The organism is Neisseria sp. Dent CA1/247, from assembly GCF_022870825.1.
Taxonomy (GTDB): Bacteria; Pseudomonadota; Gammaproteobacteria; order Burkholderiales; family Neisseriaceae; genus Neisseria; species Neisseria zoodegmatis.
Genome location: NZ_CP091522.1, coordinates 1,675,663 through 1,698,391, shown reverse-complemented (window position 1 = coordinate 1,698,391; position 22,729 = coordinate 1,675,663). Strand labels below are relative to the sequence as shown.

The window sequence follows — 22,729 nt, the reverse complement described above, 5'->3', positions numbered from 1 at the left end:
GCTTTGGGTTGAGGCCGTCTGAAACAGGTTTGTGCGGGTAAAAGCCGGTTTGTCAGCGTATCCACGACAAGGGGTTCATTTGCTGGCCGTTGCGACGGATCTCAAAATACAGGCCTTGTTCGCCGGAAGGCAGGCTGCCGCTGGTGCCGACGGTTCGCCCTGCGCTGACGCTGCTGCCGCCGGAAACGGAGATGCCGCTCAAGCCGGAATACACGCTGACATAGCCGTTGCCGTGGTCGATCACCACCATATTGCCGTACCCTTCAAGCGGGCCGGCATGGGCGACGATGCCGGGGGCGATGCTTTGTACTGCCGCACCGCCGGTGGCGAAGAATACGCCTTTCCATGTGCCGCCGCCGGGACGGGGTTGGCCGAAGCGTCCGCTGATGCTGCCGTTCACCGGGCGGTTCAGACGGCCGTGCATACGGCTGAAGCCGCCGGAAGGTTCGGCATTGTGTGCCGGAGCTTTCAAGGCACGGTCTTCGGCGGTGAGGGTGGAACGGGGTGTTTGCGGTGCGCGTGCGGTTTGGGTGGGTTTGGTGTCGCGCTTGCTGGTTTTGCTGTCGGTTTTGTTGTGCGCTTTGGCAGGTTTGGTTTTTTCTTTGCGTGCTTTTTCGGCAGCAGCCAAACGCTCTTCGGCGGCCTTTTTACGGGCGGCGGCTTCTTGTCTGCGTTTTTCGGCATTGCGGCGGGCGATGTCGGCGATGAGGCGGTTGAGCTGCTGTTCGTTTTGGCGCAGGTTGGCTATGCGTTTGTTTTGGTTGTCGATTTGGGCGGAAAGTTGGCGGCTTTCGCGTTGTGCGGCGGTGTTGGCGCGGCCGAGTTTGTTCATGGCGGCCTGTTTTCGGGCTTTGATTTTGTTTAGGCGGGCCAGCTCGGCGTCGATGGCGGCTTCTTGTTTTTTAAGCTCGTTTTGCTGGCGCACTAAATCTTGAATCACTTTTTGGTTGGCTTCGTTGATGTAGCGGCTGTATTGGAGGTAGCGCGCTTTTTGGCCCGGCTCGGCGTTTTTCAGAAACAGCACCACGGCATTGGGCTGGCGGTTTTTGTATTGGCCGGACAGCAGGCGGGCGAGCTGGGCTTTGGTGCCGGTTACTTCGGTTTTCAGACGGCCTAATTCGTTTTGCAGCTTTTGCAGTTTTTGCCATGCGTCGTTTTGCTGTTTGTTGACGGCGGCAAGCTCTTGCTGGGCTTTGGCAAGGGCGGCGCGGGTGCGCTCGAGGGTGGCGCGGGCATTGTTGCGGGCGGTCTGTTTTTGCTTTAAGTCGGCCTGTGCGGCATGGATGGCCTGTTTGATTTCTTTTAAATCGCCCGCGGCCTCGGCTGTTGTGGCCGGAGGGGATTCAGGCTCGGCGTGAGCGGCGGCGGAAAAGCAAAATAGGGCGGCGGTAAGCAGCAGCGGTTTGAAAGGCATGGCGTATGGGGGATACGGTTTATGAAAGCTGCAATTATAGCGGATTGGCAGGCCGTCTGAAAATGTGCTTGCTTTGGCGGTTGGCTTTTCAGACGGCCTGAGTTGCCGCTTGATAGAAACATGCGCTGCTGCTTGGGTTTTCGGGTGCGACGGCAGGCAAGAGCGGCTGGGTTTGGCTTTGATTGGGGCTGTTGCGGCAAGACATTTTTGGGCGGCGGCAGGTATAATCCGCGGCTGACGGTTGGTTTGAACCTGCCGGAAAACGCGTTCGGCTGCGATAGGTTTTACAAGCGGCGGCGGGCGGTTCCGGCTTTTTGATGGGTTGATGTATTCCTTATGATTTATTTGATTATCAGTATTCTGTGCAGCGTGTCGGTGTCGGTTTTGTTGAAGATGGCGCGTTCTAAAAAAATCGATATCGAGCAGGCGGTGGCGGTGAACTATATTGCGGCCATTGCTTTGTGTATGTATTTCCTCAAGCCTGATCTGTATGCTTGGAAGGCTTATCTGCCGACGTGGTGGCTGTTTGCGGCTTTGGGTGTGCTGCTGCCGGTGGTGTTCATTATTATGGGCAGGGCGGTGGAGAAAACGGGGATCGTGAAGTCGGACGCGGCGCAGCGGCTGTCGCTGTTTTTGCCGGTGGTGGCGTCGTTTACGCTGTTTGGCGAGCAGTTGACGCAAGGCCGCTTGATCGGTTTGGCGCTGGCGTTTACGGCTTTGTTTTGCCTGTTGTGGAAGTCGGACGGCGGTAAGAAATCGGCGGGCTTCGCTGCCGGTGCGCTGTTGCTGCTCGGCGTGTGGGCGGGCTATGGCGTGATTGATATTCTGTTTAAACAGGTGGCGAAAAGCGGCACGGCTTTTTCGGGCAACTTGTTGATTGCATTTTGTTTGGCGGCGGTGTTGATGTTTGCTTATCTGTTTTCCAAATCAACCAAATGGACGGCGGCAGGCGTGCTGGGCGGCTTGGTGTTGGGCTGTTTGAATTTTGCCAACATTTTTACTTATGTGCGGGCGCATCAGGTGATGAGCAGCAACCCTACGCTGGTGTTTGCGGGTATGAACATCGGTGTGATTGTGCTGGGCACACTGGTGGGCGCGTTGGCGTTTAAAGAGAAAATCAGCACCATTAATGCGGCCGGTATCGTGGTGGCGGTGTGCGCGATAGGCTGTTTGTTTTATTGGCCGGTGGTGTCGGGTTGGTTGGGCATATAGTGGTTTGAGGCAAATATTATTGAGGCCGTCTGAAATCTTTTTCAGACGGCCTCTCTAGTTATATGAACTCGCTTTAAGCCAATTCTTCCAACCAATCGCGCGGTTTCAGAAATTCTTTCAAGCGCGCTTCGGGCGTGCCTGCTTTGGGTTCGTAAGCGTATTCGAACCGCACCAGCGGCGGCATCGACATCAAAATGCTTTCGGTGCGCCCGCCGCTTTGCAGTCCGAACAGTGTGCCTCTGTCCCACACCAAATTAAATTCCACATAACGGCCGCGGCGGTATAGCTGGAATTGGCGTTCGCGCTCGCCGTATGCCGCGGCTTTTCTGCGGGCGACGATGGGGCGGTAGGCTTCGACATAACCTTCGCCGACGGCACGGATGAAATTCAAGCAGATGTCGAAATACCAACGGTTCAAATCATCGAAAAACAGCCCGCCCACGCCGCGCGTTTCGCCGCGGTGTTTGAGGTAGAAATACTCGTCGCACCATTGTTTGTATTGCGGATAAACATCGGCACCGAAAGGCGCGCACACGGAGGCGGCGGTTTGGTGCCAGTGCAGAATGTCTTCTTCAAACGGATAAAACGGCGTTAAATCGAAACCGCCGCCGAACCACCATACCGGCTCTTTGCCTTCGGGATAGGCAATAAAAAATCGCACATTGGCATGGCTGGTGGGCACATAAGGGTTTTTCGGATGGATAACCAACGATACGCCCATCGCTTCAAACCTCGCGCCGGCCAGTTCGGGGCGGTGTGCGGTGGCGGATGCGGGCATGGCATTGCCTTTCACATGCGAAAAATTGACTCCCGCCTGCTCGAACACGGCACCGTTTTTCAAGACGCGGCTCTCGCCGATGCCCAGTTTGCTCTGCCATTGGTCGGCAACAAAACGGGCTTCCCCGTCTTCGGCTTCCAAGGCGGCGCAGATGTGGTTTTGCAGCGTTTTCAATACTGCCAATACGGATTCTGTATACATGATTTTTCCTTATTTTTCCGTTTACCATTTTTTCAGACGGCATCGGTCATAAACGGAATAAGGCCGTCTGAAATTTTCAGACGGCCTCTTGTACAAACCGGATTACGACTCGCCGTCAGCCTGTTGCTCTTGGCGCGGCTCGCGTTCGGGCGCTTCGATCAAGGCTTTCATCGACAGGCGCACGCGGCCGCGGTCGTCCACTTCCAGCGCTTTCACTTTCACGTTTTGACCGACTTGCAGGTAGTCGCTCACGTTTTTCACGCGCTCGTGGGCGATTTGGCTGATGTGTACCAAACCGTCTTTACCCGGAATCACGGAAACGATGGCGCCGACGTTGTTGTCCAACAGTTTCAATACGGTACCGTCGTACACTTTGCCCACTTCCACTTCGGCGGTGATTTCTTCGATGCGTTTTTTCGCCGCATCGCCCGCTTCTTGAGTGGTGGCGGCAATGGTTACCGTGCCGTCGTCGGCGATATTGATTTCGGTGCCGGTTTGTGCGGTAATGCCGCGGATGGTTTCGCCGCCTTTACCGATCACATCACGGATCTTGTCGGGATGGATTTTGATGGTGAACAGGCGCGGAGCGTGTTGAGACAGCTCTTGCGGGCCTTCAACGGCTTCTTTCATTTGCGCCAAAATGTGCAGACGCGCCTCTTTGGCCTGCTCCAAAGCAATCTGCATGATTTCTTTGGTAATGCCTTGAATTTTAATGTCCATTTGCAGCGCGGTAACGCCTTCGGTAGTACCGGCCACTTTGAAGTCCATATCGCCCAAGTGGTCTTCGTCGCCCAGAATGTCGGTCAACACAGCGAATTTGTTGTTTTCCAAAATCAAGCCCATGGCGATACCGGCAACGTGCGCTTTCAGCGGCACACCGGCAGACAGCAGGCTCAAACAGCCGCCGCACACGGAAGCCATAGAAGAAGAACCGTTAGACTCGGTAATTTCGGAAACCACGCGCATGGTGTAGCTGAATTCTTCAGGCGAGGGCAACACGGCAACCAGCGCGCGTTTGGCCAAACGGCCGTGGCCGATTTCGCGGCGTTTCGGCGCACCCATACGGCCCACTTCACCGGTAGAGTATGGCGGGAAGTTGTAGTGCAGCATGAAGCGGTCGGTGTATTCACCGCTCAAGGCATCAATGATTTGCTCGTCGCGCTGAGTGCCCAAAGTGGCCACTGCCAAAGCTTGGGTTTCGCCGCGGGTAAACAGGGCGGAACCGTGGGTGCGCGGCAATACGCCGGTTTGGATGTTGATCGGGCGCACGGTGCGGGTGTCGCGGCCGTCGATACGCGGTTGGCCGTCCAAAATCTGGCCGCGCACAACGTCGGCTTCCAGTTGTTTGAAAATGCCTTTGATTTGGTTGGCGGTAAGCGTGTCGGTTTCTTCGGTAATCAACGCATCTTTAACCGCATTCCATGCTTCGTCGAGCTTGGCGGAACGGGCTTGTTTTTGACGGATTTTGAACGCTTCGCCGATGGTCTCTCCGGCGATTGCGCGGATTTTTTCCACCAATGCGCTGTCGGTTTCGGCAGGCTTCCAATCCCATACTTCGGGGTTGACTTCGTCGGCAAATTCGTTGATGGCGTTAATCACGGCCTGCATTTGCTCGTGGCCGTAAACCACCGCGCCCAACATTACGTGCTCGGGCAGCTCTTGCGCTTCGGATTCCACCATCAATACGGCTTTTTGCGTACCGGCAACCACCAAATCCATTTGTGATTTCGCCAGTTGCGCTTTGGTCGGGTTCAGCACATAAACATTGTTCACATAACCCACGCGCGCAGCACCGATCGGGCCGGCAAAAGGCACGCCGCTTAACACCAGCGCGGCAGAAGCGCCGATCATGGCGGGGATGTCGGAGTCGATTTCGGGGTCAACGGAAACCACCATCGCTACGATTTGGATGTCGTGGTAGAAACCTTCGGGGAACAGCGGGCGGATGGGGCGGTCGATCAAGCGGCTGGTCAGGATTTCTTTTTCGCTTTGCTTGCCTTCGCGTTTGAAGAAACCGCCGGGGATTTTACCCGCAGCGTAAGTGCGCTCGAGATAGTCAACCGTCAGCGGGAAAAAGTCTTGGCCTTCTTTAACGTCTTTATTGGCGGTAACGGCTACCAAAACCACGGTGTCGCCCATAGAAACTTTCACGGCTGCCGCGGCTTGGCGGGCGATTTCGCCGGTTTCGAGGGTAACGGTGTGCTCGCCGTATTGGAAAGATTTAACGTGTTTGTTGAACATTTCGTTCCTTTCGGTAAGAGCCGCAGCCGCTAAAACACTAATGATGCACACAAGCTGAATATATGTGCATGGTTAGGGTTTCAGGCAGGCTTTGGCAGGTTAGATACGTTTTCAGACGGCCTGTGTTGATTCAGGCCGTCTGAACGCGGATTATAGCCTTAAAAGGCATCTTCATCTACCCGAAAGACGCTAAATAATGGCCATGACGGGTAGGTTGACTGCGGTTTGAAAAGAAGAGCGGAGTAGGCCTTGAGTGTTTTTTACAGACTTGCGTACTTGAGCCGCCTGAATCTCGTTTCAACGCCATTTTTTAGAAACGTTTTTTCAGACGGCCTCTGCTGTTTACAGCAACCACTCAATCGGCAGCAGCGAGCAGAACCATACGGCAAACCGTTTGAACACGCTGCTTTTCGGCTCTTGCTGATAGACAAGCGTTTTGCCGTTTTCTTCGGTTTGCCATTGCAGGCCGCCTTCGGAAAGTTTGGTTACGGTGTAGGTATGCACGGCGTGATGCTGCTTGAGGCCGTCTGAAAGCTGTGTTGCAAGCTCGGGGCTGTCGAGAATAAAGCCCATTTCGGTATTTAAGTCAGCCGAACGCGGATCCATATTGAACGAGCCGACAAAAAGCTTTTTGCCGTCCACCGCAAAAGTTTTGGCATGCAGGCTGGCACCGCTGCTGCCGTGGATTAATCCGCCGTGGTCGTCTGTGGTAACGGTGGCATCCGGTTTCAATTCAAACAGTTTCACACCTGCGGCAAGCAAGTCTTTGCGGTATTTGGCATAGCCCGCGTGAACGGGCGCAACGTCGGTAGCGGAGAGCGAATTGGTCAGCACCTGTACGTTTTTACCGCTTCGGGCAATGTTACTGAGCAGTTCAGCCCCTTTTTTCGTCGGCACAAAATAAGGCGACACGATAAGCAGTTCTTTTTCAGCCGCCGCCATTACAGGGCTGATGTGCGCCAAGGCTTTCAAGTAGTCTTGGGTTTCCGCATTGGCAGACGGCGTGGTGTCGAATGTGGTGTTGGCATGATTTTCCAAAATCAGTTTGGCAGGGTAGCTGGATTCGCTCGCCCAATAGCGGTCGAAGTCTTGCTCGACATCTTTTGCAGCAGCACCGACGGCGGCTACATCCAAGTCGGCAAACATCACGCCCGTGCCTGCACCGAAGTATTCATCACCGACATTGCGGCCGCCGATAATGGTAACGATGCCGTCTGCAGTGAAAGATTTATTGTGCATGCGGCGGTTGAGACGGAAAAAGTCGCTCAAATAGCCCAAAGGCCGAAAACCGCGCTGCATGAAAGGGTTAAACAAGCGTATTTCGATATTGGGGTGGGCATTGACCGCCGACAGCAGCTCGTCCATGCCGCCGGTGTTGTTATCGTCAAGCAAAAGACGTACGCGCACACCGCGCTCAGCCGCTTTATACAAACTCTGTATCAGCAAACGGCCGGAAATATCGTCATGCCATATGTAATACTGCACATCCAGCGTGTGCTGCACCGTTTCCGCCAGTGCCAGCCGAGCCAAAAACGCATCACGCCCGTCGCGCAGCGCGTAAATACCTGAAAGACCGGGATGCGCCTCGGCTTGCGGCAGCAAATGCCGCACCAGCGCACTTTCAGATTGGGGCGACAGATAGTGCGAAGGCTTGCGCCGGCTGTTGTCGGGGAGTTTTTTATGGGTTACGAGTGCGGTAATCGCCAATACGGCGACAATGAATAGCAGGAATATAAAGATTTTTTTTAGCATATTGTTTTTGTTTTAAAGTTGTTTAGGGTTGAGTTGCAGCAAGGTATGAACAATTATCGCTTGGCCATTGAAACAATGGATGAGGGAAGTTGGAGGATAATTTAATTAGACATGAAAATGTTGAGAAGTTTTCTGTTTGATTTCTGAAAATTATTTAATCATATTCACCATATATCTTATGGTCGTAATCCTCTCCTAAAATTTCTTTTCTTTGTTCGATGGTTAAGGCATTCCATAATGTGTTGTAATACAGCTTATGAATAACCGGATAGTATTCATCTCCAAATTTCTGAATGATATTAATATCTCCTGATCTATCCGGATCATGGAATATTTTATTCAGCTGCTCCATTAGCAGATAAATTTCCATAATGTCATTTTTATTTAAAATTTTCATATACTTCTTTCTCATAAACTCATTCTCAAACTAATGGTTTTTACAAAGGGTTGGGTTTTAATAATATATAGAGATAGAAAAGCTAATATAGCAGGGCAGGCATTATAAATACTTGGCTGATGCGGTGGAGTTTGCAAGATATTTTGTAAGATTTAGTTGGTTTCTAATTAGGCCGTCTGAAATTTCAGACGGCCTTTGTCTTGGTTAAGAGTATATAAATTTTGATGTTGTGTTTGGGAGTTTGATTGATATTGGCAATAGACTTTTTGGATAGATAAGCTTAATTCAAAGGTTTTGAAAAATTTAGATGCCGTTTCGCATTCGGCCTAAAAACAAAACAGGCTGCAATTGCTTGCAGCCTGTTTTGTTTTATCTGGCTCCCCGTTCTCGCCCAGCTGCGAACCAAAACTATATCTATTCGGCTGCCTGTAGTGTTTGCGAAGGCCGCGTGATTGCTAAAAATCACGCTGTTTTAGTTTTGTCTTTGGCCGTTTAATAACGGCATGTCTAAGAAATCCCGTAATTATCTCCAATCTCTTGATTCAGTTGTTTTCCGCTGTCATGACTGTCGGAAAAACTTCGAGTGCGCGCCTGAGCGGGTGGAAGATGAACCGGCTCGGCCGCATCATCCTTTCCGTTATTTCGCCGCCTGCCCTGTTTGTGACAGTGAGGTGGAGCAGGCTCAGTATCAGGTTAATTTGATTAAGGCTTGGTGTAATGCCACCGGCCCTAAAACCGATGCGGGGAAAGCGGCAACTGCGAAAAATCTTGAGGGACACCCTACGCCGGAGGAGGCGCGCCGCACGCGTTTTAATGCGATGAAGCATGGGTTGAATGCCCGTGTGGCTCAGTATTTCCCGGCGAAACCTGACCGTTATGCGGCTTGTGAAACTTGCGATATCGACCGCACTTTCTGTGCTTCACAGCCGGCTTGTCAGAAACAGACACAGCTTTTCATGCTGCATCAGGCTGCATTTGAACAACGCGACCCGAAACACCTTATACCGATCTATGCCGATATGCAGGCGGGGATTACCGCGATCATGCAGCAGATCCTTCAAACCATCTTGAAAGACGGGGTTTCTTTGCGCACGCCTGCTTGGGCGGTAGATAAAGACGGTGGTGTTGTCATTGCAGAATATGAAGATTTGGCGACCGGCCAGAAACGCACAATTTATGAAGTTAAAGCGCATCCGCTCTTGCGTTCTTTGCAGGATTTCCTCAGTAAAAACGGCATGTCGTTGGCAGATATGGGCATGACACCGCGGGTTATCGAGCAGGAAGAAGCGGCGATGGGCAAACTGGCTCAAGACGCGGAAAGCCAGCAATCGTTGGTGGAATATGCGCAGCGGCAGGCATTGGCTCTGGAAAACCTGTCGGAATTGGCCAAGCGGGCAAATGCCAAGAAACAGGCTGACCCTGTATTGATTGAATATCAGCAGCAGAACGGCGGTAATAATGAAAAATCCTAATGATGAATATCAGACGCATTGCGAGAAGTGCGGGGTGAAACTGAACTGGCAGGAAGAGCTGAAATTCGGTTGGCTGTGTGCTGGTTGCGATTATGAAGCCTATTTGGCTTGTACGGTTGAGATTGAGAAAGAAGAAAAGGAATTGCAAAATGATGCCGTCTGAAACCTGTGAAGCCTGCAATCGAGTGCTCACAGAGGAAGAAAAGCTGGAGTTTCTTTTTATGTGCACCCAATGCCATGCCGAGGAATCGGCTTATTTTAATCAAGCGTTCGGACTGAGCGATGAGCACGGCAGCGCAGCGGATTAAGGTTAAGCACCGCGCCGAGGTGGAAATCATGCGCTATGCAAAGGCTGACCCTGAAACGGGCGTGAAGCCGCACGCGCTTTGGCATAAGCATGTGCATAACGTTGACCTTGACCCGATGCAGTGTTTGAAAATGCAGGAAATGGATGATAACCGCAGCACGGTTGATTTTTCCTGCCGTCGGACGGGCAAAACGGCGGTTAAAGAGATGTATTGCTTGGAATATCTTGCCACCAATCCATATCAGGAAGAAGGGATTGTCGCGCCGCGATTGCAGCAAAGCCAAACCAATCTGATGTATCACTTGGATGCGATACGCCGCTCTCCGATTTTGACGGGATATATCGCACATAAAAACGGCCGCCGCCAGATGGCCGATCTGCGCTACCAGTTTGAAAACGGCAGCAAGGCTATCTGCTACGGGATTATGAGCCAGATTGACGGTGACGGCCTGTCTATCGGCTCGCTGGAAGAAATTGACGATATGCCGGCCGACCGCCTGTTTTCACGGTTTTTGCCTATGCTTGGCTCTGCTCGGCGCTTGGGTGTGGATGCCGGCGTGAAGTTTGATCCGCAGATACGCATTACCGGTGTTTATAAGGGTGCGGACGTGCTGACCGAGCTGATTAATACCGGCGGCTATCACATTCTGCCGCCGGTGGATGTGTATCTCGGGGTGGAATTGGGGATTTTGAACCAAGCCTTTATCGATGAGATGAAGGCCCAACTTCCTGAAGCCGAATATTTGCGCCAGTTTTTGTGTATGAACGTGGCGGCGCAAAACTGGATTTGGGAAAAATACATACGCCGCGCGATGGCGGTGGGTTTGCAGTCGGGCATTCAGGCGGCCTGCCCGATGCCGGGCGGGCGTTATAAGAAGCGCGGGTTGTTGAGTTTCGGCTATGACCATTCGGGGCACGGTGAATCTGCCCATGCTTCAAAGTCGGCGTTGGTAGTATGCGAGCAGATAGGAAACTTTGCCACGTTTCCGTTTGTGAAAACATGGCCTGCCGGTACGGATGATGCGGTGGTGCAGCGTGATTTGCTCGGTTTTTGGCAATACTTCATGCCTGATTACGCGATGGGGGATGCTTACGGTTTGGGTATGTTGACCGGCCTGAATGACCAGCTTTTTGCGCGCGGCTTAACCGACATTGACCGCCGCACGATAGGCGACGGCCAGTCGACGGCATCAACTTGGCAGCATTGGCCGTTTGCGCCCATTCGGTTTGAGGGCATGGTTAAGCACAATATGGCCAGCCTGTTGAGGCAGGCATTCCACAATAATCAGGCTGCCATTCCGTATGTGGACGATGGCTCGGATGCGCTCAAGGCGAAAAATGATGCTAATACGAGCTGGGGGCCGAGTGTGCTGGATGTGATTCAGACGGAAAGCTCCGATTTTGCGGCGTTTATCCGCCAACTTGGCAATATTAAAGCCGAACCGGCTAAAAATTCGGCTTACAACTCTTACAAAATGGCAAATCCGAAAATCGGTGACGATATGTTTGATGCGGCCTGTGCCGCGGTAATGGCGTTGTTGACGGCAGGTGCGGAGACTTATGTGCCGTCGGTGATTCAGACGCGGGCGGTGTCGCAGGCGGATTTATTGGGGATACGGTGATGGCAGAACCTTTAAGTGAAGAAGAGCGCGCCCGTGCAGCGGAAATGAAAAGGCAGTGGATTGAAGCGTTCGGCGACGACAGCTTTATCCGCGAATTGTATAAGGTCGGCCTGATAGACGGCTGGCGTGATGTTGTATCGGTGAGGAAACTAAATGGGAATGATGAGTTGGCTGTTCCGCCGGAAGGTAGCGGCGGTTGAGGAAAGGCCGTCTGAAAATACTGAAATCGGTATGCGTACCACGCCTGAGCGGGCTACGCGTTTGGAGTATGCGTGGGAAAATATCGATTTTGACCACCGCGCCGTGGTGGCGGATATCCGCCGTATGGATAAAGAAGACGGCCGCGTGAAGCGCATCCATAACCGCGTGGCGCGGGACGTAACGCGCGGCGGCCTTGTGCTGCTCCAAGCCGCTGAAAACGACCGGATTAACAAGGAATGGCGGGCGTTTGTGCAGCGGCTTGAGCTGAATAATGCGCAAAAGCTGAAATCGGATGCGCGCGGGCTGGTCATGGAAGGGAATCTGCCGATACAGTGGGTGCTCAATGAATCCGGTCATGTCGTGCGGGCGGTGCGGATGCCGTCTGAAACCATCCGCCCAAATGTTTTGCCGAACGGTCAATTTAAAGATGTTCAGACGGCCTATGCCCAGCATGATTACCGCACCGGTGTGGATGTGGCTCAGTTTGCGTTGTGGCAGCTGACTTTGGCGCGGCTTGACCCTGATAACTACGATGACTTGTCTTGTTTGGGCAGGCCGTTTATGGATGCAAGCCGTGAAATTTGGCGCAAGCTGCGCATGACCGATACGGATTTGGTTGTACGCCGCCATCACCGCAGCCCGATGCGTTTGGCTCATGTGTTGGAGAATGCGACTAAAGAAGACATGGAGCAATACCGGGAAGCAACGGAGGCGAATAAAGACCTGATTACTACTGATTTCTACCTGAATAAAAAAGGCAGCGTGAGCGCGGTTCAGGGTGATGCGACGATGGGGGAAATCGGCGATGTGGTTTATCTGCTCGACAGTTTCTTTGCCGGCTCGCCGCTGCCCAAGGGCTTGATGGGCTACACCGACGGCATGGCGCGTGACATTCTCGAAGATTTGAAACGCGATTACTACGATGAAGTAGATCAGCTTCAGGATGTGATGGCGTGGGTTTACACGCAGGGATTCAAACTGCATCTGCTGCTTCAAGGTATTAATCCCGAATCGCAGGTGTTTCATATTGCCTTTGCTGAGCGTCGCACCGAAACATTAAGCCAAACCACCGACCGAGCCTTGAAACTGCAGGCATTGAGTATGCCGCAGTCGATGATTTGGGAAGAAATGGGGTATAACGCGGCTGATGTCGAGAAACGTCGCGCCGATGATGCCAAGCGCTATGATCCTTATCCGCAGTCGGACGGCCACCGGCATCAACGCAAAATCAACATCACGCCGGGCAATGCGCCTAAAGGCGAAAGTATGACGAGTGTGAGCAATGGAAGATAAGTATCCTATTGCACCGCCGAACCGCCCCGATTTGAGGGAAACATGGGCAATCGTTAAGGAAATGGAACAGCGAAGCATCCAGGGCTACCGCGAAGCTGCACAGCGTATCCGCCGCAGATTGGAAGCCTACGACGATATTGGCTTGGCTGAATTAGCCGAGATCCACCGCATGCTGGAAACGGAATTGAAAAGTTTGGAGCAGGAGCAAAACGGCCTGCTGTTTCAAGGTATGTTGGCCGCTGCTGCGGCTGCCGTGTTGGGTGTTCGGGGCGGTAGGCGGAACGAACAGATGGAGCATCTTGTCGTGCGGCAGATTATCGATACACCGCATTCGGACGGCCTGAACCTTTCCGCCAGGCTGTGGCGCATCCATGCCGGCGCGGCACATGATTTGAAGCAGATTGTCGACATTGCCGTACAGCGGGGTTGGGATGCCGAGCATACCGTGCAGCATATTGCCAAGATGACGCCCGAATTAAGGCAGGCCTTGCAGGAGGCAGGCGGCAGCACTTTGGGCAAACGGGTGGAAAACGGCCTTCTGCACGATCCGAATAATGCCGCTGTGAAATTCCGCCGTGTGTTGCGTACGGAAATCAACCGCGCACACCGCGACAATTACGAGCGCATGGTGTTTGAAGACGAAGATGTTATCGGTACACGCTTTATGCTTTCGCCGCGTCATCCGCGACCCGATATCTGCGATATCCATGCCACCGCCGATTTATACGGTTTGGGCGAAGGAGTGTACCCGAAAGGTGCCAACCCCTGCCCGGCACATCCAAATACGTTCAGCTATATCGAAGCGGTGAGAAAAGACGAAATCGGCAGCAAAAACCGGACCGTGAACCGCAAACCGGACGATATGCCGGAAATGGTTTGGAAGATACGGCAAAGGGATTGGGGGGACGGATTTAAGCAAAGAGCTGAAGAGGCTTACCGTTATTTCGAAAAACATGGTATGAAACTGGATATCCACGCGGTTGGCCGTATTGACAGGCTGGACAGATTTAAAACTTATATTCCGTTGACCAAAGAAGACGTTGCTGAATTTTTCTTAAACGCCAAGCCTAATTTTGTGGATATTAAAACAGACAGGTGGGTTTATTTTTCTGCCGAGAAGCAGCTGACATTGGTGCAGTCGAAAACAGATGGTATGATTGTAACGGTTGAACGCGATAAAAGGCCTAAAGGTCAAAACAAATGGAAACGAATCACACCCGAAGATTATTAGCTGCCGTCAAAGCTTTGGCTGAGGTGGATATTGACCATGCCGCAAGCACTCTGCCTGCCCTGCTGCCGATCGGCTATCTGGATGCCTATGCCGACAGCGGCGGGACTGCTTTTGATCAGGATATGTTGGATATTTTCGCTGTTGCGATTGAAGATTATTTTTGGGAAAACGAAGAAGCCATTAAAGCGGAATCGCCTGATGCTTATGCGCTGTTGTCCGACGGCATCTCGGACTTGTTCGAACCGTGCGAACCCGGGCTTTATCTCAACGACCCTGCCGCATGGCAAGATTACCGCCGCAATCTGAAAGCCTTTGCCGATCGGTTGGAAACGGTGTTGCCTGAATAAGATTATGTAGGCCGTCTGAAATTTTCAGACGGCCTTTTTCATTTATAATAACTTCGCTTTTCCGTTTACAGTTGTAGGAAATTAAGTTATTGTTAGGATACCTTTCAACTGGTAGGAGATTGCCATGTTTTTGAAACACTTGAAAAAGGCTGTTTCCGAGCAAGTAAAAAACCAAAAAACAGTCAAGCAGATAGAGCAAGCTTTTAATGAAGCGGAAATAAGTAATGCTGCTTTCGAGTTGAAAAAGCAACAGATTTTGCAGGAAATGAGAAATGGTACACGACGAAGCTGCGGAAAACTCCCTCTATGATTTTATTTATATCAACCATGAAGCCCTGTCTTTATACAATGCCCAATTGGATAAAGACGGGCTTTTGACTCATCAGGTTATTACCAAATCTGTCAGCGACCAGCAGAAAAACCAACTCGGTGCCAGCGTAAAACTTGTTTCGGGCGGGCATGAGATGCAGAGTTCGGTATCTGAATCAACGCAAAGCAACTTTGATGCCAGCCGTGCCATGCCGCTGAATGTGATTCGGGAATTAAATCACCGCGGCCTGATTCAAAAAGATGTTGAACAAGCCAAACTTGGCCAGATCGTTTTATTCTCAGGCAGGCTGCAAATTGTGGATTACGCACTGATGGCTTCAATCGTCCGACCCGCTACGCAGATGCACATCAATGAAATGCCTTGTAAAACACCTACCGAAAAACTGAATAAAAAAGCCAAACAAGCCGAGTTTGATGCTTTTGCCAACTTAATCGAGCAAATGCCAAAATTAATACAGTTCCGGTTGTTTGATGACCACCGCTCGGCATGGGGAACAATTTCATCAGGCAGCCTGATGGTGCATTCGTTGGACTTTGTGATGAAACACGCCATTACCGTTCCGGGGCAATGGCATATCCTTGCCGTTTTAGATGCTTTGCCCGACGGAGCTGCCGAGATGGAAATTGATAAAGCGGCTTTTAAATATATGACGCAAATGGAAAGTGCCTATATGGAAGCATTTATACATCTGCGCGGCCTAATGGGACGGCGACTGGAAGAATATGGTGTTTCGCCGCTGGCTATTTTCAGAAAAGTGGAATAATTACGTTTACTTAATATGTAGGCCGTCTGAAAATAATGTTGACTTTCAGGCGGCCTTATTGTTAAATAGCTGCATTGCTTCAATCAGCAATACGGGTTTGACAGCCCGTTATGTAAAGGCAGACAAACCGCTGCCGAGCATCTTGAATGCCAAGCGGTGTTTTTACGTCTGTAATCTCTTCGCAACCTATGGGGCGCGAAGGCAGGAGGCTTCGTGCCTGCCGGTTCCTTTACCCGGTCTGTCAACCTGTCTTCTGCGCCCCGCCTCACGTTTGACAGCGTGAGAAAAATTTGTAAAGGAACTTATCATGAACAAATCAAGCAAATTAAGCCTTTCCAGCCGCCCCGATATTAATGATGCTTTGGATGAGCTTTGCGGCACGCGGCAGGCATTCGAGGGCATGATTACGCTACTTTCCTGCTCCAACTCGAGCAAAATCGATATTGAAGTGATGACGCAATTTTTAAAGACTTTCTCGCTCAGGCTGCATATGTGTGAAAAAGTATTGCAGAAAGCGACGGATGAGACTTTGGCCGATGCGGCTTAATTTTTTAATGCTTTAACTTCGCTTTTCCGACAATCTGTATTTATCAGGCCGTCTGAAAACCATATAAACCGAACGGTTAAAATGGTTTTCAGACGGCCTTTTTATTGCTAAAAATCATACTGTTTTACCTATTACAACTCTATTAATCTTGGTTTTATCTTCAATACGGATAAAGCCATGTCTTATTTTCCACGCATTATTCAATTATCCGGGCAGACGCACGACGGCACGCTGCGCGTGTGCTCGGCTCAGGCGACTTTGCCGCAATCCGGCAAGCAGACTTCTTGGGTAACAATTACGCGCACGGGCAACTTTACCGACCCGCGCTACGGCCGCTTTGAAATTACTCCAGCCATGCTGTTGAGCATGGTGAAGAATTTTGACGCAAACATTGTCGGGCAAGATGTGTTTTTGGATGTGAACCATAAGCCCGGCGACGGTGCGGCGGCAAAAATCCTGAAGTTATCGGTGGAAGGCAACCGCTTGCGCGCGCTGGTGGAGTGGACGGATTTCGGATTGAAAGCCGTTAAAGAGCGTGGCTTCAATTATCTGAGCGCCGAATATCACGAGAACTGGCAAGACAACGAAGCCGGTGCTTTTCACGGCGCAACCCTTTTGGGCGCGGGTTTGACGGTGCGTCCCGTTATCAAACGCCTAGACCCTGTAACGCTGTCGTGTGAATCCGACGGTTCGACCTTTGTTTTGTCGGAATTGGCCGACGATTTGATTACGAAAGCGAAGCAAAACATGAATAAATTGCAAGAGTTGTTGAAAAAGCTCGCCGCTGCGGGCTACTCAAAAACCGTTTGCGACAGCGTTAAGGCGTTGGGCGAAGCGGCGATTAACGAAAATACCGACGATGCAACGGCATCCGCGGTAATTACCAACCTGGAAGAAACCGCGAAAAAGCTGGCTCAAGGTGAAGCCGATGCGAAAAAACTGGCGGAATCCGGCCAGCCTGCGGGCGGCGAGCCTAAGACGGAAGACGGTAAGGACGGTAAAAAGGCATTGTCTGAGCCTGATCCCGCTGCCGGCAAAACCTTGTCGGCTGAAGATGTGGACGCGGCTGTGGCAAAGGCTTTGGCCGCACGCGATGAAGAAGCCAAAAAGTTGGCGCAAAGCCGTGCCGACAATGAAAAGCTGTTGGCTGAAGAAATCGGCAAGGCTGAGGGTTTGTCCGATGATCTGAAGAAAGATTTATCTGAAAGTGCCAAAGCACTGCTGCCCGACAATGCGACACCTGAGCAGGTGAAAGCGTTGGCCGAGCATCAAATCAAGATGGGCAATCAGATGACTGCTTCCAAGCAGTTGGCGGCTTTGGGTTACAACGTGAGCGGCACGCCGCATATCACGGTGCCGGACGAAGGCGTGAAACAGCTATCGGGCATCTACACGGAAAATCTGAAAAAGACCCCAATTGCTTTGGCGTTGTCGGACAAGACCAGTCCGTTTGTGAATATGGTGTTGTCTCAATTTGACCGAGTGTTTGCCCGTGAGCTGAATGCGGAAGCGAAAATGCTCTCGGGTACGCAGACAGATATGCGAAACACCACTCTGCCGTATGGTGTGCAGCGTGAAGTGATTAAAGAGGCGCTGCATGATTTGAATATTTTGAATCTTGTGCAGACGCTGACCGATTTCAGCGCACAGGCCACGACGCAGATTCCGTATGAAGTGCGCGAATTGGATGCGGTAATGAACGACGGCTTGGTGTTTGAAGGCAATCCGATTCCGTTTGCCGGTATCAGCCAACACATGGATACAGCGTTTGTTGTTCAAATGAAATTGGCGCTGAAAGTGACCAATGAAGTGGTTCATTTTACCCGTACCTCTGCCATCAATTGGGATGCTTTGGCGCGAAATATTCAAAGCAATGCCCGCATTTTGCGTGAGTTGGTTGCCCGCCGCCTGATGAATGAAATCCAGCGTTGCAGTGATGCTTACGGTGCGGTTGAAGTAAGCGAGGAATCGGTTAACCCCAACGCTACCAGCGGTGTGTTTAAAACGGCCAATTTCCCGGTGGTTCGCCCCTTCCAGGCTAAAAACCTGCAGGGTGAAGACGTGGGCAATCCTGAAAACCCGATCACGGTTAAGGTGAGCAACAGCCCGATTAAGGCTTATGACGGCACGGGTAATCAATCGAGCGGCACTTACTGGCGTGCGGTGAGCTTCAATCAGGGTGTTTTCCAGCTGGTTAATGAAAAAGGCCAGCCGAAGGCATCTCAAAGCAATGTGAAGATTACCTACAGCAAAGCGACCAATGTGGCGTTGTTTAACTTGGATGCTGCCCCCGGTGTGAGCATTGAAGACCATTTGAACGGCCTGCTGCGTTTGGTGGGCAGCCGCAAAGCGATGTTGAACGGCCAGCGTTACTACGCACCTGATTACTTGCTGATGTCGCCGGTGCTGAACGATCAGCTTTCCAATGCTTCGGAGTTCGTGCAAGAGAAGAAACGCAACGGCACGGATACCACCGGTACGGGCGATTTGGGCGTGGTAAAAGGTTTAAGCGTTTATGGTACCAACGCGCCGAATACCGATTTGGGCGACGACCGTATCTTGATCGGTCAACGCGGCCTGACCACTTACACGGTGGTGAAACCGTTTGCTACGGGTGATTTGTTCGAGTTGACCAACGGCAACGGCCATCCGCTCGGCCAGAAAGCGGCCTATGGCGAAGAATACAACGCGATTCATACGCCGAAACCGTTGCGCATGGCTACTACATCCATTGTGGTTTACAGCGCAAAAGACCGTGCGAAAATCGGTGCGTAATTAACAGGCCGTCTGAAATCGACGTGGGGTTTCAGACGGCCTATTCGATATTAAGGAAAGATTAATGAAAGTCCCTTATTTCAATAGTGAAGACCATATTATCTTTATCGGCGGCGTGATGGTTCCGCCGAATGAAACCCGTTTGGTAGAAGAAAGCTTTATTCCGTCCGCTAGTACGGCTGATTCTGAGCCGGCACAGAACGGCGAAGTCCGTCAGCAAGGCAGTGAGCCAGCACAGAACGGCGAAGTCCGTCAGCAAGGCAGTGAGCCGGATAACGGCGGTGCGGTTGTAATTGACCGTGAAAAGTTGTCCGAACTGCTGAAGCAAAAACAAGACGATGTGCTGAAAGTGTTGCCTGATCTGAGTTTTGAGGAAATCGAAGTATTGGGTGGTTTGGAGCAGGAAGGCCAAGCACGCAAAGGTATTTTGGGCGCGGTGGCCGAACGCTTGCTTGAGCATGCAGCCGGTATGGGGCAGTGAGCATGGATGCGCGTACTGCTTTTCTCGGACGGTATAAAAACTCGCTGCTGGACAGCGTGCGTGCATTTTCAGAAACCGATTTGGAGCGGCATGCCGATATTGCTTTGCAGGCATTGAGCCAAATCAAGCCTAAACGTTGCTTCACGGTGATTAGTTTGGTTTCCGGCCGCTCACTATATCCGTGCCCAGTTAATTTGAACGGTATCCATGCCTGCCATTGGGGCCGTGCGCACAAGGCTGCTGTTCAACCGTGGGAAGATCATTATGCCGGCCGTCTGCCTGAATGGTCGGTAACACACAATGAAGCAGGTGTGCGCTTTCTGCGGGCGAATCCTGCCCCAACATTCCAGCAGATAGGCACATTGGGCAGTTCGGCGGAGGTGGAATACTGTGCCGATTGGCAATGGAGTGATACTCAAGGTATGGAAAACCTGTTGATGCTACGCGCTCAAGCCGAAGCCATGCGTGAGCTTGCAGCCAAAAACGCCACCACGGCGTACAACATCCGCGAAGGCATCAGCGCCACGCCGAAAAACGGCACACCCGCTTATCTGTATGAGCAGCTTCTGCAAGAGTTTGAAAGGCTGGCCGGTCGATGAATATCAGCTACAAGGTTGATGCAGAAAAGGTACTGGAGGGGTTTCGGCGCACGCCGCGCGTGATGAGCCGGAATCTCGACAAGGGGCTAGACCGTGCCGCATTGCAGATGGTGCGGACAGCTCAGGATAAGGTTCGGGATAACGACAGTATCGCGTTTTCTTTGTTGGTGCAGTCCATACGCTATCAGCGTACAGGGCCGCTTGAGCGCACGGTGTGGCCGGCAGCAAATTACGCCCGATACCTCGAGGAAGGTACCAAGCCGGGATACATGCCGAACGGCTATGCTTTGGCTGCTTGGCTCAAAGCCCGTGGCGCAGCCAACCCGAAACGGCGGAGCTTTGCGTTGGCCAAGCATATTTTCAAGCACGGTACCAAGCCGCACCCGTTTTGGCAGCCGTCGTTTGAAGCGGCCGAGCCGGAAATGCGTCGGATTATTGCTCAGGCAGTGGAGCGTGGTGTGAGTGAGGTGTTCGGTTCATGAATATTTATGAATACGAAATGAAAAGGCTCAAGCACGGTATCGCCGCTGCTTTGCCTGATCGGGTAGTTTCGGAAAGTTTGATTGACCACGCGGAATGGCGGCGTGAAGAGTTGCTGAAAGGCGTGGTTACGGTAATGCTGGAGCGGATTAAAAGCGATGGCGAATGGAGTGCCACCCTGCAGGTTTTGATTACCGGCCAGCTTGAAGTGGAGTTGCCGGAGAATAAAGACACAATGGGTGCTCAGGTGGAAGCCGCTGAAATCTCGCTTTATTCAGAGCTTCGCGCCTTTTTGCGCAACACGGGCGGCCTGCCTTCCGTAGAAGTGCAGGATGTTGAGTTTTCAGCGCACAGTAAAGCGCCTTTCGGCTGGTTTTTGCTGCGTGCGCAATACGGCCCCATAAATGAAGCGTGCATGGATTGGGATTTCGGCGATTTGATTGTGCCGCCGAATATGTATCCGCCGACGGTATTGGTAATGCCTTTTGACGGGGTGGATATCAAGGTGGATGTGGAACCGCACGAAACCGACCAAACACATAAAAAGTGGCTGACCGGAGAGCGTACCGACGAGCAGCCGGAAGCAACCATAAAGATGGAGTTACAAAATGGAAATCAAGGTTAAGCCACGAGATGGCATCAAGGTGCGATTGGAAGATGGCACGGGCTTTGTAGCAGAGAAAGGCCAAACTGTTTTTCAGACGGCCTATTACACCCGCCGCATAGAAGACGGCGATCTGATTGTGGTCGAAGAAGAAAAGAAAGGTAAGTAAATGGCAGACAATATTACTTTTGAGAGTATTTCAGGTGATTTGCCGCTGGGCGGGGTGTTTTTGGAAATCGACCCGTCTCAAGCACTTGGCAATCTGGTTAATGCCGAGCGCAAAGTGTTGATTATCGGCCAACGTCTGACTACCGGTGCTACACCTGCCAAAACGCCCGTGCGCGTATTGGATCAGGCGGATGCAGAGCGCAAATTCGGGCGCGGCTCAATGCTGCATAATATGTTTGGCGCAGTGCAGGCTTTTGTTGATCAGGTGGGCTTGGTTGATGTGTATGCCGTTGCGTTGGATGACAAATCATCCGGCACACAAGCTACGGCAACGCTGACATTCGGTGGCCAAGTGGTTACGCCGCGTATGTTGCAAATTTATATCGGCGGCGTTCCTGTGCAGGTTGGTGTTTCGGTAAACGAAAATGCAGCGGCGGTGGCGACAAAAGTGGCAGCGGCGGTTAATGCCAATACGGCACTACCGGTAACAGCGGCTGCCAGCTCGCATAATGTTACCCTGACTGCCCGTCATAAAGGTGAAGCAACCAACGGGCTGGAAATTGCCTGTCAGTATTATGACGGAGACTTACTCCCGGGCGGCTTGACCTGCAATGTTTCAGGGGGTGCCAACGGTATCGGGAAGATGGCGGGTGGCACGGGCAATCCCAGCGTTGCCGAAGCATTGGCCTCTGTGTCTGAAGATTGGTTTTATTCCGTTGCATCGCCCTATACCGATGAAGCCAACATTAAAGCGATGGAAAACGATTTTGACGGCCGCTGGGGCGGCATGGATATGCGCACCGCTCATGGTTTCTTGGCTCTCGACGATACGCATTCGGGCTTGACTACGGCGGGTAATCGCCGTAACAGCGCCCATACCACGATTTGGGGTTTGAAAGGCTGCCCGACATGGACGGCTGTGCGGGCGGCGGCGTTGGCTGTAACCTGTCAATTTTATGGAGATGCCGACCCTGCTCTGCCGCTGAAATCAGTGAAAGTGCCGGGCGTATTGGCTCCGCGTATGAAAGACCGTTTTTCTTATAACGAGCGTTCGCTGTTGGTGCGTGACGGTATTTCAACGACAACCGTATCCCGCGACGGCAATATCTATCTTGAGCGCGTGGTTACGACTTATCAGGAAAACGCCGCCGGCATCGCCGACAGCTCACTCAGCTCGTTGGAAACTAAATGGACGGTCGATTATTACCGTTACGTGGTTCGCACACAGATCGCCCTTAAATTCCCGCGCCATAAACTGGTAGATGACGGCACGAACATCGGCCCGGGGCAGAAAGTAGTATCACCTCAAATCATCAGTGATTTGATCACGGCGGTTGAAGCGGATTTGGAGACAGCCGGCATCGTCGAGCAAACCGAACAATCGCGCAAACGCCGAAAAGTGGTGCGGTCGCTGACAGATCCGAACCGAATCAATGCTGTGTTGCCGCCGAATTTGGTAAACCAATTCCGCACGTTCGCGGCTGCCGTGCAATATAAACTGTAAAGGATTGAT

The 22,729-nt window shown here is 52.0% G+C and carries 24 protein-coding genes; 19 read left to right on the top strand and 5 right to left on the bottom strand.

Annotated elements, in window-relative coordinates; translation table 11 throughout:
- Positions 1–52: 52 nt before the first annotated feature.
- Positions 53–1,414 carry a murein hydrolase activator EnvC gene (locus tag LVJ85_RS08400; protein ID WP_244738787.1) on the bottom strand — a complete coding sequence of 454 codons (1,362 nt, stop codon included), beginning with the start codon at positions 1,412–1,414 and terminating at the stop codon, positions 53–55.
- Between the two features lie 336 nt (positions 1,415–1,750).
- Between LVJ85_RS08400 and LVJ85_RS08395 the strand changes: the two genes are divergently transcribed.
- Positions 1,751–2,626 (top strand): DMT family transporter, encoded by an 876-nt coding sequence (locus tag LVJ85_RS08395; RefSeq protein ID WP_244738785.1) that lies wholly within the window; start codon positions 1,751–1,753, stop codon positions 2,624–2,626.
- A gap of 73 nt (positions 2,627–2,699) precedes the next feature.
- Here the strand turns inward: LVJ85_RS08395 and hemF are convergent, their stop codons facing one another.
- The 4 genes from hemF to LVJ85_RS08375 form a co-directional block, all read right to left on the bottom strand.
- Positions 2,700–3,605, bottom strand: a complete 906-nt coding sequence (gene hemF / locus LVJ85_RS08390) for an oxygen-dependent coproporphyrinogen oxidase (RefSeq protein WP_244738784.1) — start codon at positions 3,603–3,605, stop codon at positions 2,700–2,702.
- A 102-nt stretch (positions 3,606–3,707) separates the two neighbouring features.
- Positions 3,708–5,846: a polyribonucleotide nucleotidyltransferase gene (pnp, locus tag LVJ85_RS08385; RefSeq protein WP_244738782.1), complete on the bottom strand. Its 2,139-nt coding sequence runs from the start codon at positions 5,844–5,846 to the stop codon at positions 3,708–3,710.
- A 342-nt stretch (positions 5,847–6,188) separates the two neighbouring features.
- Positions 6,189–7,598: a phospholipase D family protein gene (locus LVJ85_RS08380; protein ID WP_244738780.1), complete on the bottom strand. Its 1,410-nt coding sequence runs from the start codon at positions 7,596–7,598 to the stop codon at positions 6,189–6,191.
- A 154-nt stretch (positions 7,599–7,752) separates the two neighbouring features.
- A complete protein-coding gene (locus LVJ85_RS08375; protein WP_244738777.1) occupies positions 7,753–7,995 on the bottom strand; it encodes a hypothetical protein in 243 nt (80 codons plus the stop codon).
- Between the two features lie 503 nt (positions 7,996–8,498).
- Between LVJ85_RS08375 and LVJ85_RS08370 the strand changes: the two genes are divergently transcribed.
- From LVJ85_RS08370 to LVJ85_RS08285, 18 genes are all read left to right on the top strand, one after another.
- Positions 8,499–9,467, top strand: coding sequence for a hypothetical protein (locus LVJ85_RS08370; RefSeq protein WP_244738776.1), 969 nt, complete (start codon positions 8,499–8,501; stop codon positions 9,465–9,467).
- Positions 9,454–9,630, top strand: a complete 177-nt coding sequence (locus LVJ85_RS08365; RefSeq protein WP_244738775.1) for an endonuclease Q family protein — start codon at positions 9,454–9,456, stop codon at positions 9,628–9,630. The genes LVJ85_RS08370 and LVJ85_RS08365 overlap by 14 nt, the downstream gene beginning before the upstream one ends.
- A complete protein-coding gene (locus LVJ85_RS08360; protein WP_180384120.1) occupies positions 9,617–9,775 on the top strand; it encodes a hypothetical protein in 159 nt (52 codons plus the stop codon). The genes LVJ85_RS08365 and LVJ85_RS08360 overlap by 14 nt, the downstream gene beginning before the upstream one ends.
- A complete protein-coding gene (locus LVJ85_RS08355) occupies positions 9,750–11,396 on the top strand; it encodes a hypothetical protein (RefSeq protein ID WP_244738774.1) in 1,647 nt (548 codons plus the stop codon). Before LVJ85_RS08360 ends, LVJ85_RS08355 begins: the two co-directional genes overlap by 26 nt.
- Positions 11,396–11,596: a hypothetical protein gene (locus LVJ85_RS08350; protein ID WP_244738773.1), complete on the top strand. Its 201-nt coding sequence runs from the start codon at positions 11,396–11,398 to the stop codon at positions 11,594–11,596. The genes LVJ85_RS08355 and LVJ85_RS08350 overlap by 1 nt, the downstream gene beginning before the upstream one ends.
- Positions 11,550–12,890, top strand: a complete 1,341-nt coding sequence (locus LVJ85_RS08345) for a hypothetical protein (RefSeq protein WP_244738771.1) — start codon at positions 11,550–11,552, stop codon at positions 12,888–12,890. Before LVJ85_RS08350 ends, LVJ85_RS08345 begins: the two co-directional genes overlap by 47 nt.
- The gene (locus LVJ85_RS08340) at positions 12,880–14,121 is read left to right on the top strand and encodes a hypothetical protein (protein WP_244738770.1); all 1,242 of its coding nucleotides are present in this window, start codon (positions 12,880–12,882) and stop codon (positions 14,119–14,121) included. The genes LVJ85_RS08345 and LVJ85_RS08340 overlap by 11 nt, the downstream gene beginning before the upstream one ends.
- Entirely contained in the window at positions 14,091–14,468 is a 378-nt protein-coding gene (locus tag LVJ85_RS08335) for a hypothetical protein (protein ID WP_244738768.1), read from the top strand. The genes LVJ85_RS08340 and LVJ85_RS08335 overlap by 31 nt, the downstream gene beginning before the upstream one ends.
- A 124-nt stretch (positions 14,469–14,592) precedes the next feature.
- On the top strand, positions 14,593–14,778 hold the full coding sequence (locus LVJ85_RS08330; protein ID WP_244738766.1) for a hypothetical protein: 186 nt from the start codon (positions 14,593–14,595) through the stop codon (positions 14,776–14,778).
- Positions 14,741–15,562, top strand: coding sequence for a hypothetical protein (locus tag LVJ85_RS08325; protein ID WP_244738765.1), 822 nt, complete (start codon positions 14,741–14,743; stop codon positions 15,560–15,562). The genes LVJ85_RS08330 and LVJ85_RS08325 overlap by 38 nt, the downstream gene beginning before the upstream one ends.
- A 307-nt stretch (positions 15,563–15,869) precedes the next feature.
- Positions 15,870–16,109 (top strand): hypothetical protein, encoded by a 240-nt coding sequence (locus LVJ85_RS08320; RefSeq protein ID WP_244738763.1) that lies wholly within the window; start codon positions 15,870–15,872, stop codon positions 16,107–16,109.
- Between the two features lie 177 nt (positions 16,110–16,286).
- Positions 16,287–18,884, top strand: coding sequence for a phage protease (locus LVJ85_RS08315; RefSeq protein WP_244738761.1), 2,598 nt, complete (start codon positions 16,287–16,289; stop codon positions 18,882–18,884).
- A 64-nt stretch (positions 18,885–18,948) separates the two neighbouring features.
- Positions 18,949–19,365 carry a hypothetical protein gene (locus LVJ85_RS08310; protein ID WP_244738759.1) on the top strand — a complete coding sequence of 139 codons (417 nt, stop codon included), beginning with the start codon at positions 18,949–18,951 and terminating at the stop codon, positions 19,363–19,365.
- Positions 19,366–19,367: 2 nt separating this feature from the next.
- A complete protein-coding gene (locus LVJ85_RS08305; RefSeq protein ID WP_244738758.1) occupies positions 19,368–19,964 on the top strand; it encodes a hypothetical protein in 597 nt (198 codons plus the stop codon).
- A complete protein-coding gene (locus LVJ85_RS08300) occupies positions 19,961–20,446 on the top strand; it encodes an HK97-gp10 family putative phage morphogenesis protein (protein ID WP_244738756.1) in 486 nt (161 codons plus the stop codon). Before LVJ85_RS08305 ends, LVJ85_RS08300 begins: the two co-directional genes overlap by 4 nt.
- The gene (locus LVJ85_RS08295; RefSeq protein WP_244738754.1) at positions 20,443–21,069 is read left to right on the top strand and encodes a hypothetical protein; all 627 of its coding nucleotides are present in this window, start codon (positions 20,443–20,445) and stop codon (positions 21,067–21,069) included. The genes LVJ85_RS08300 and LVJ85_RS08295 overlap by 4 nt, the downstream gene beginning before the upstream one ends.
- Positions 21,053–21,217 carry a DUF2635 domain-containing protein gene (locus LVJ85_RS08290; protein WP_085359550.1) on the top strand — a complete coding sequence of 55 codons (165 nt, stop codon included), beginning with the start codon at positions 21,053–21,055 and terminating at the stop codon, positions 21,215–21,217. The genes LVJ85_RS08295 and LVJ85_RS08290 overlap by 17 nt, the downstream gene beginning before the upstream one ends.
- Entirely contained in the window at positions 21,218–22,720 is a 1,503-nt protein-coding gene (locus tag LVJ85_RS08285) for a phage tail sheath subtilisin-like domain-containing protein (protein WP_244738753.1), read from the top strand. It abuts the gene before it with no gap.
- Positions 22,721–22,729 lie beyond the last annotated feature (9 nt).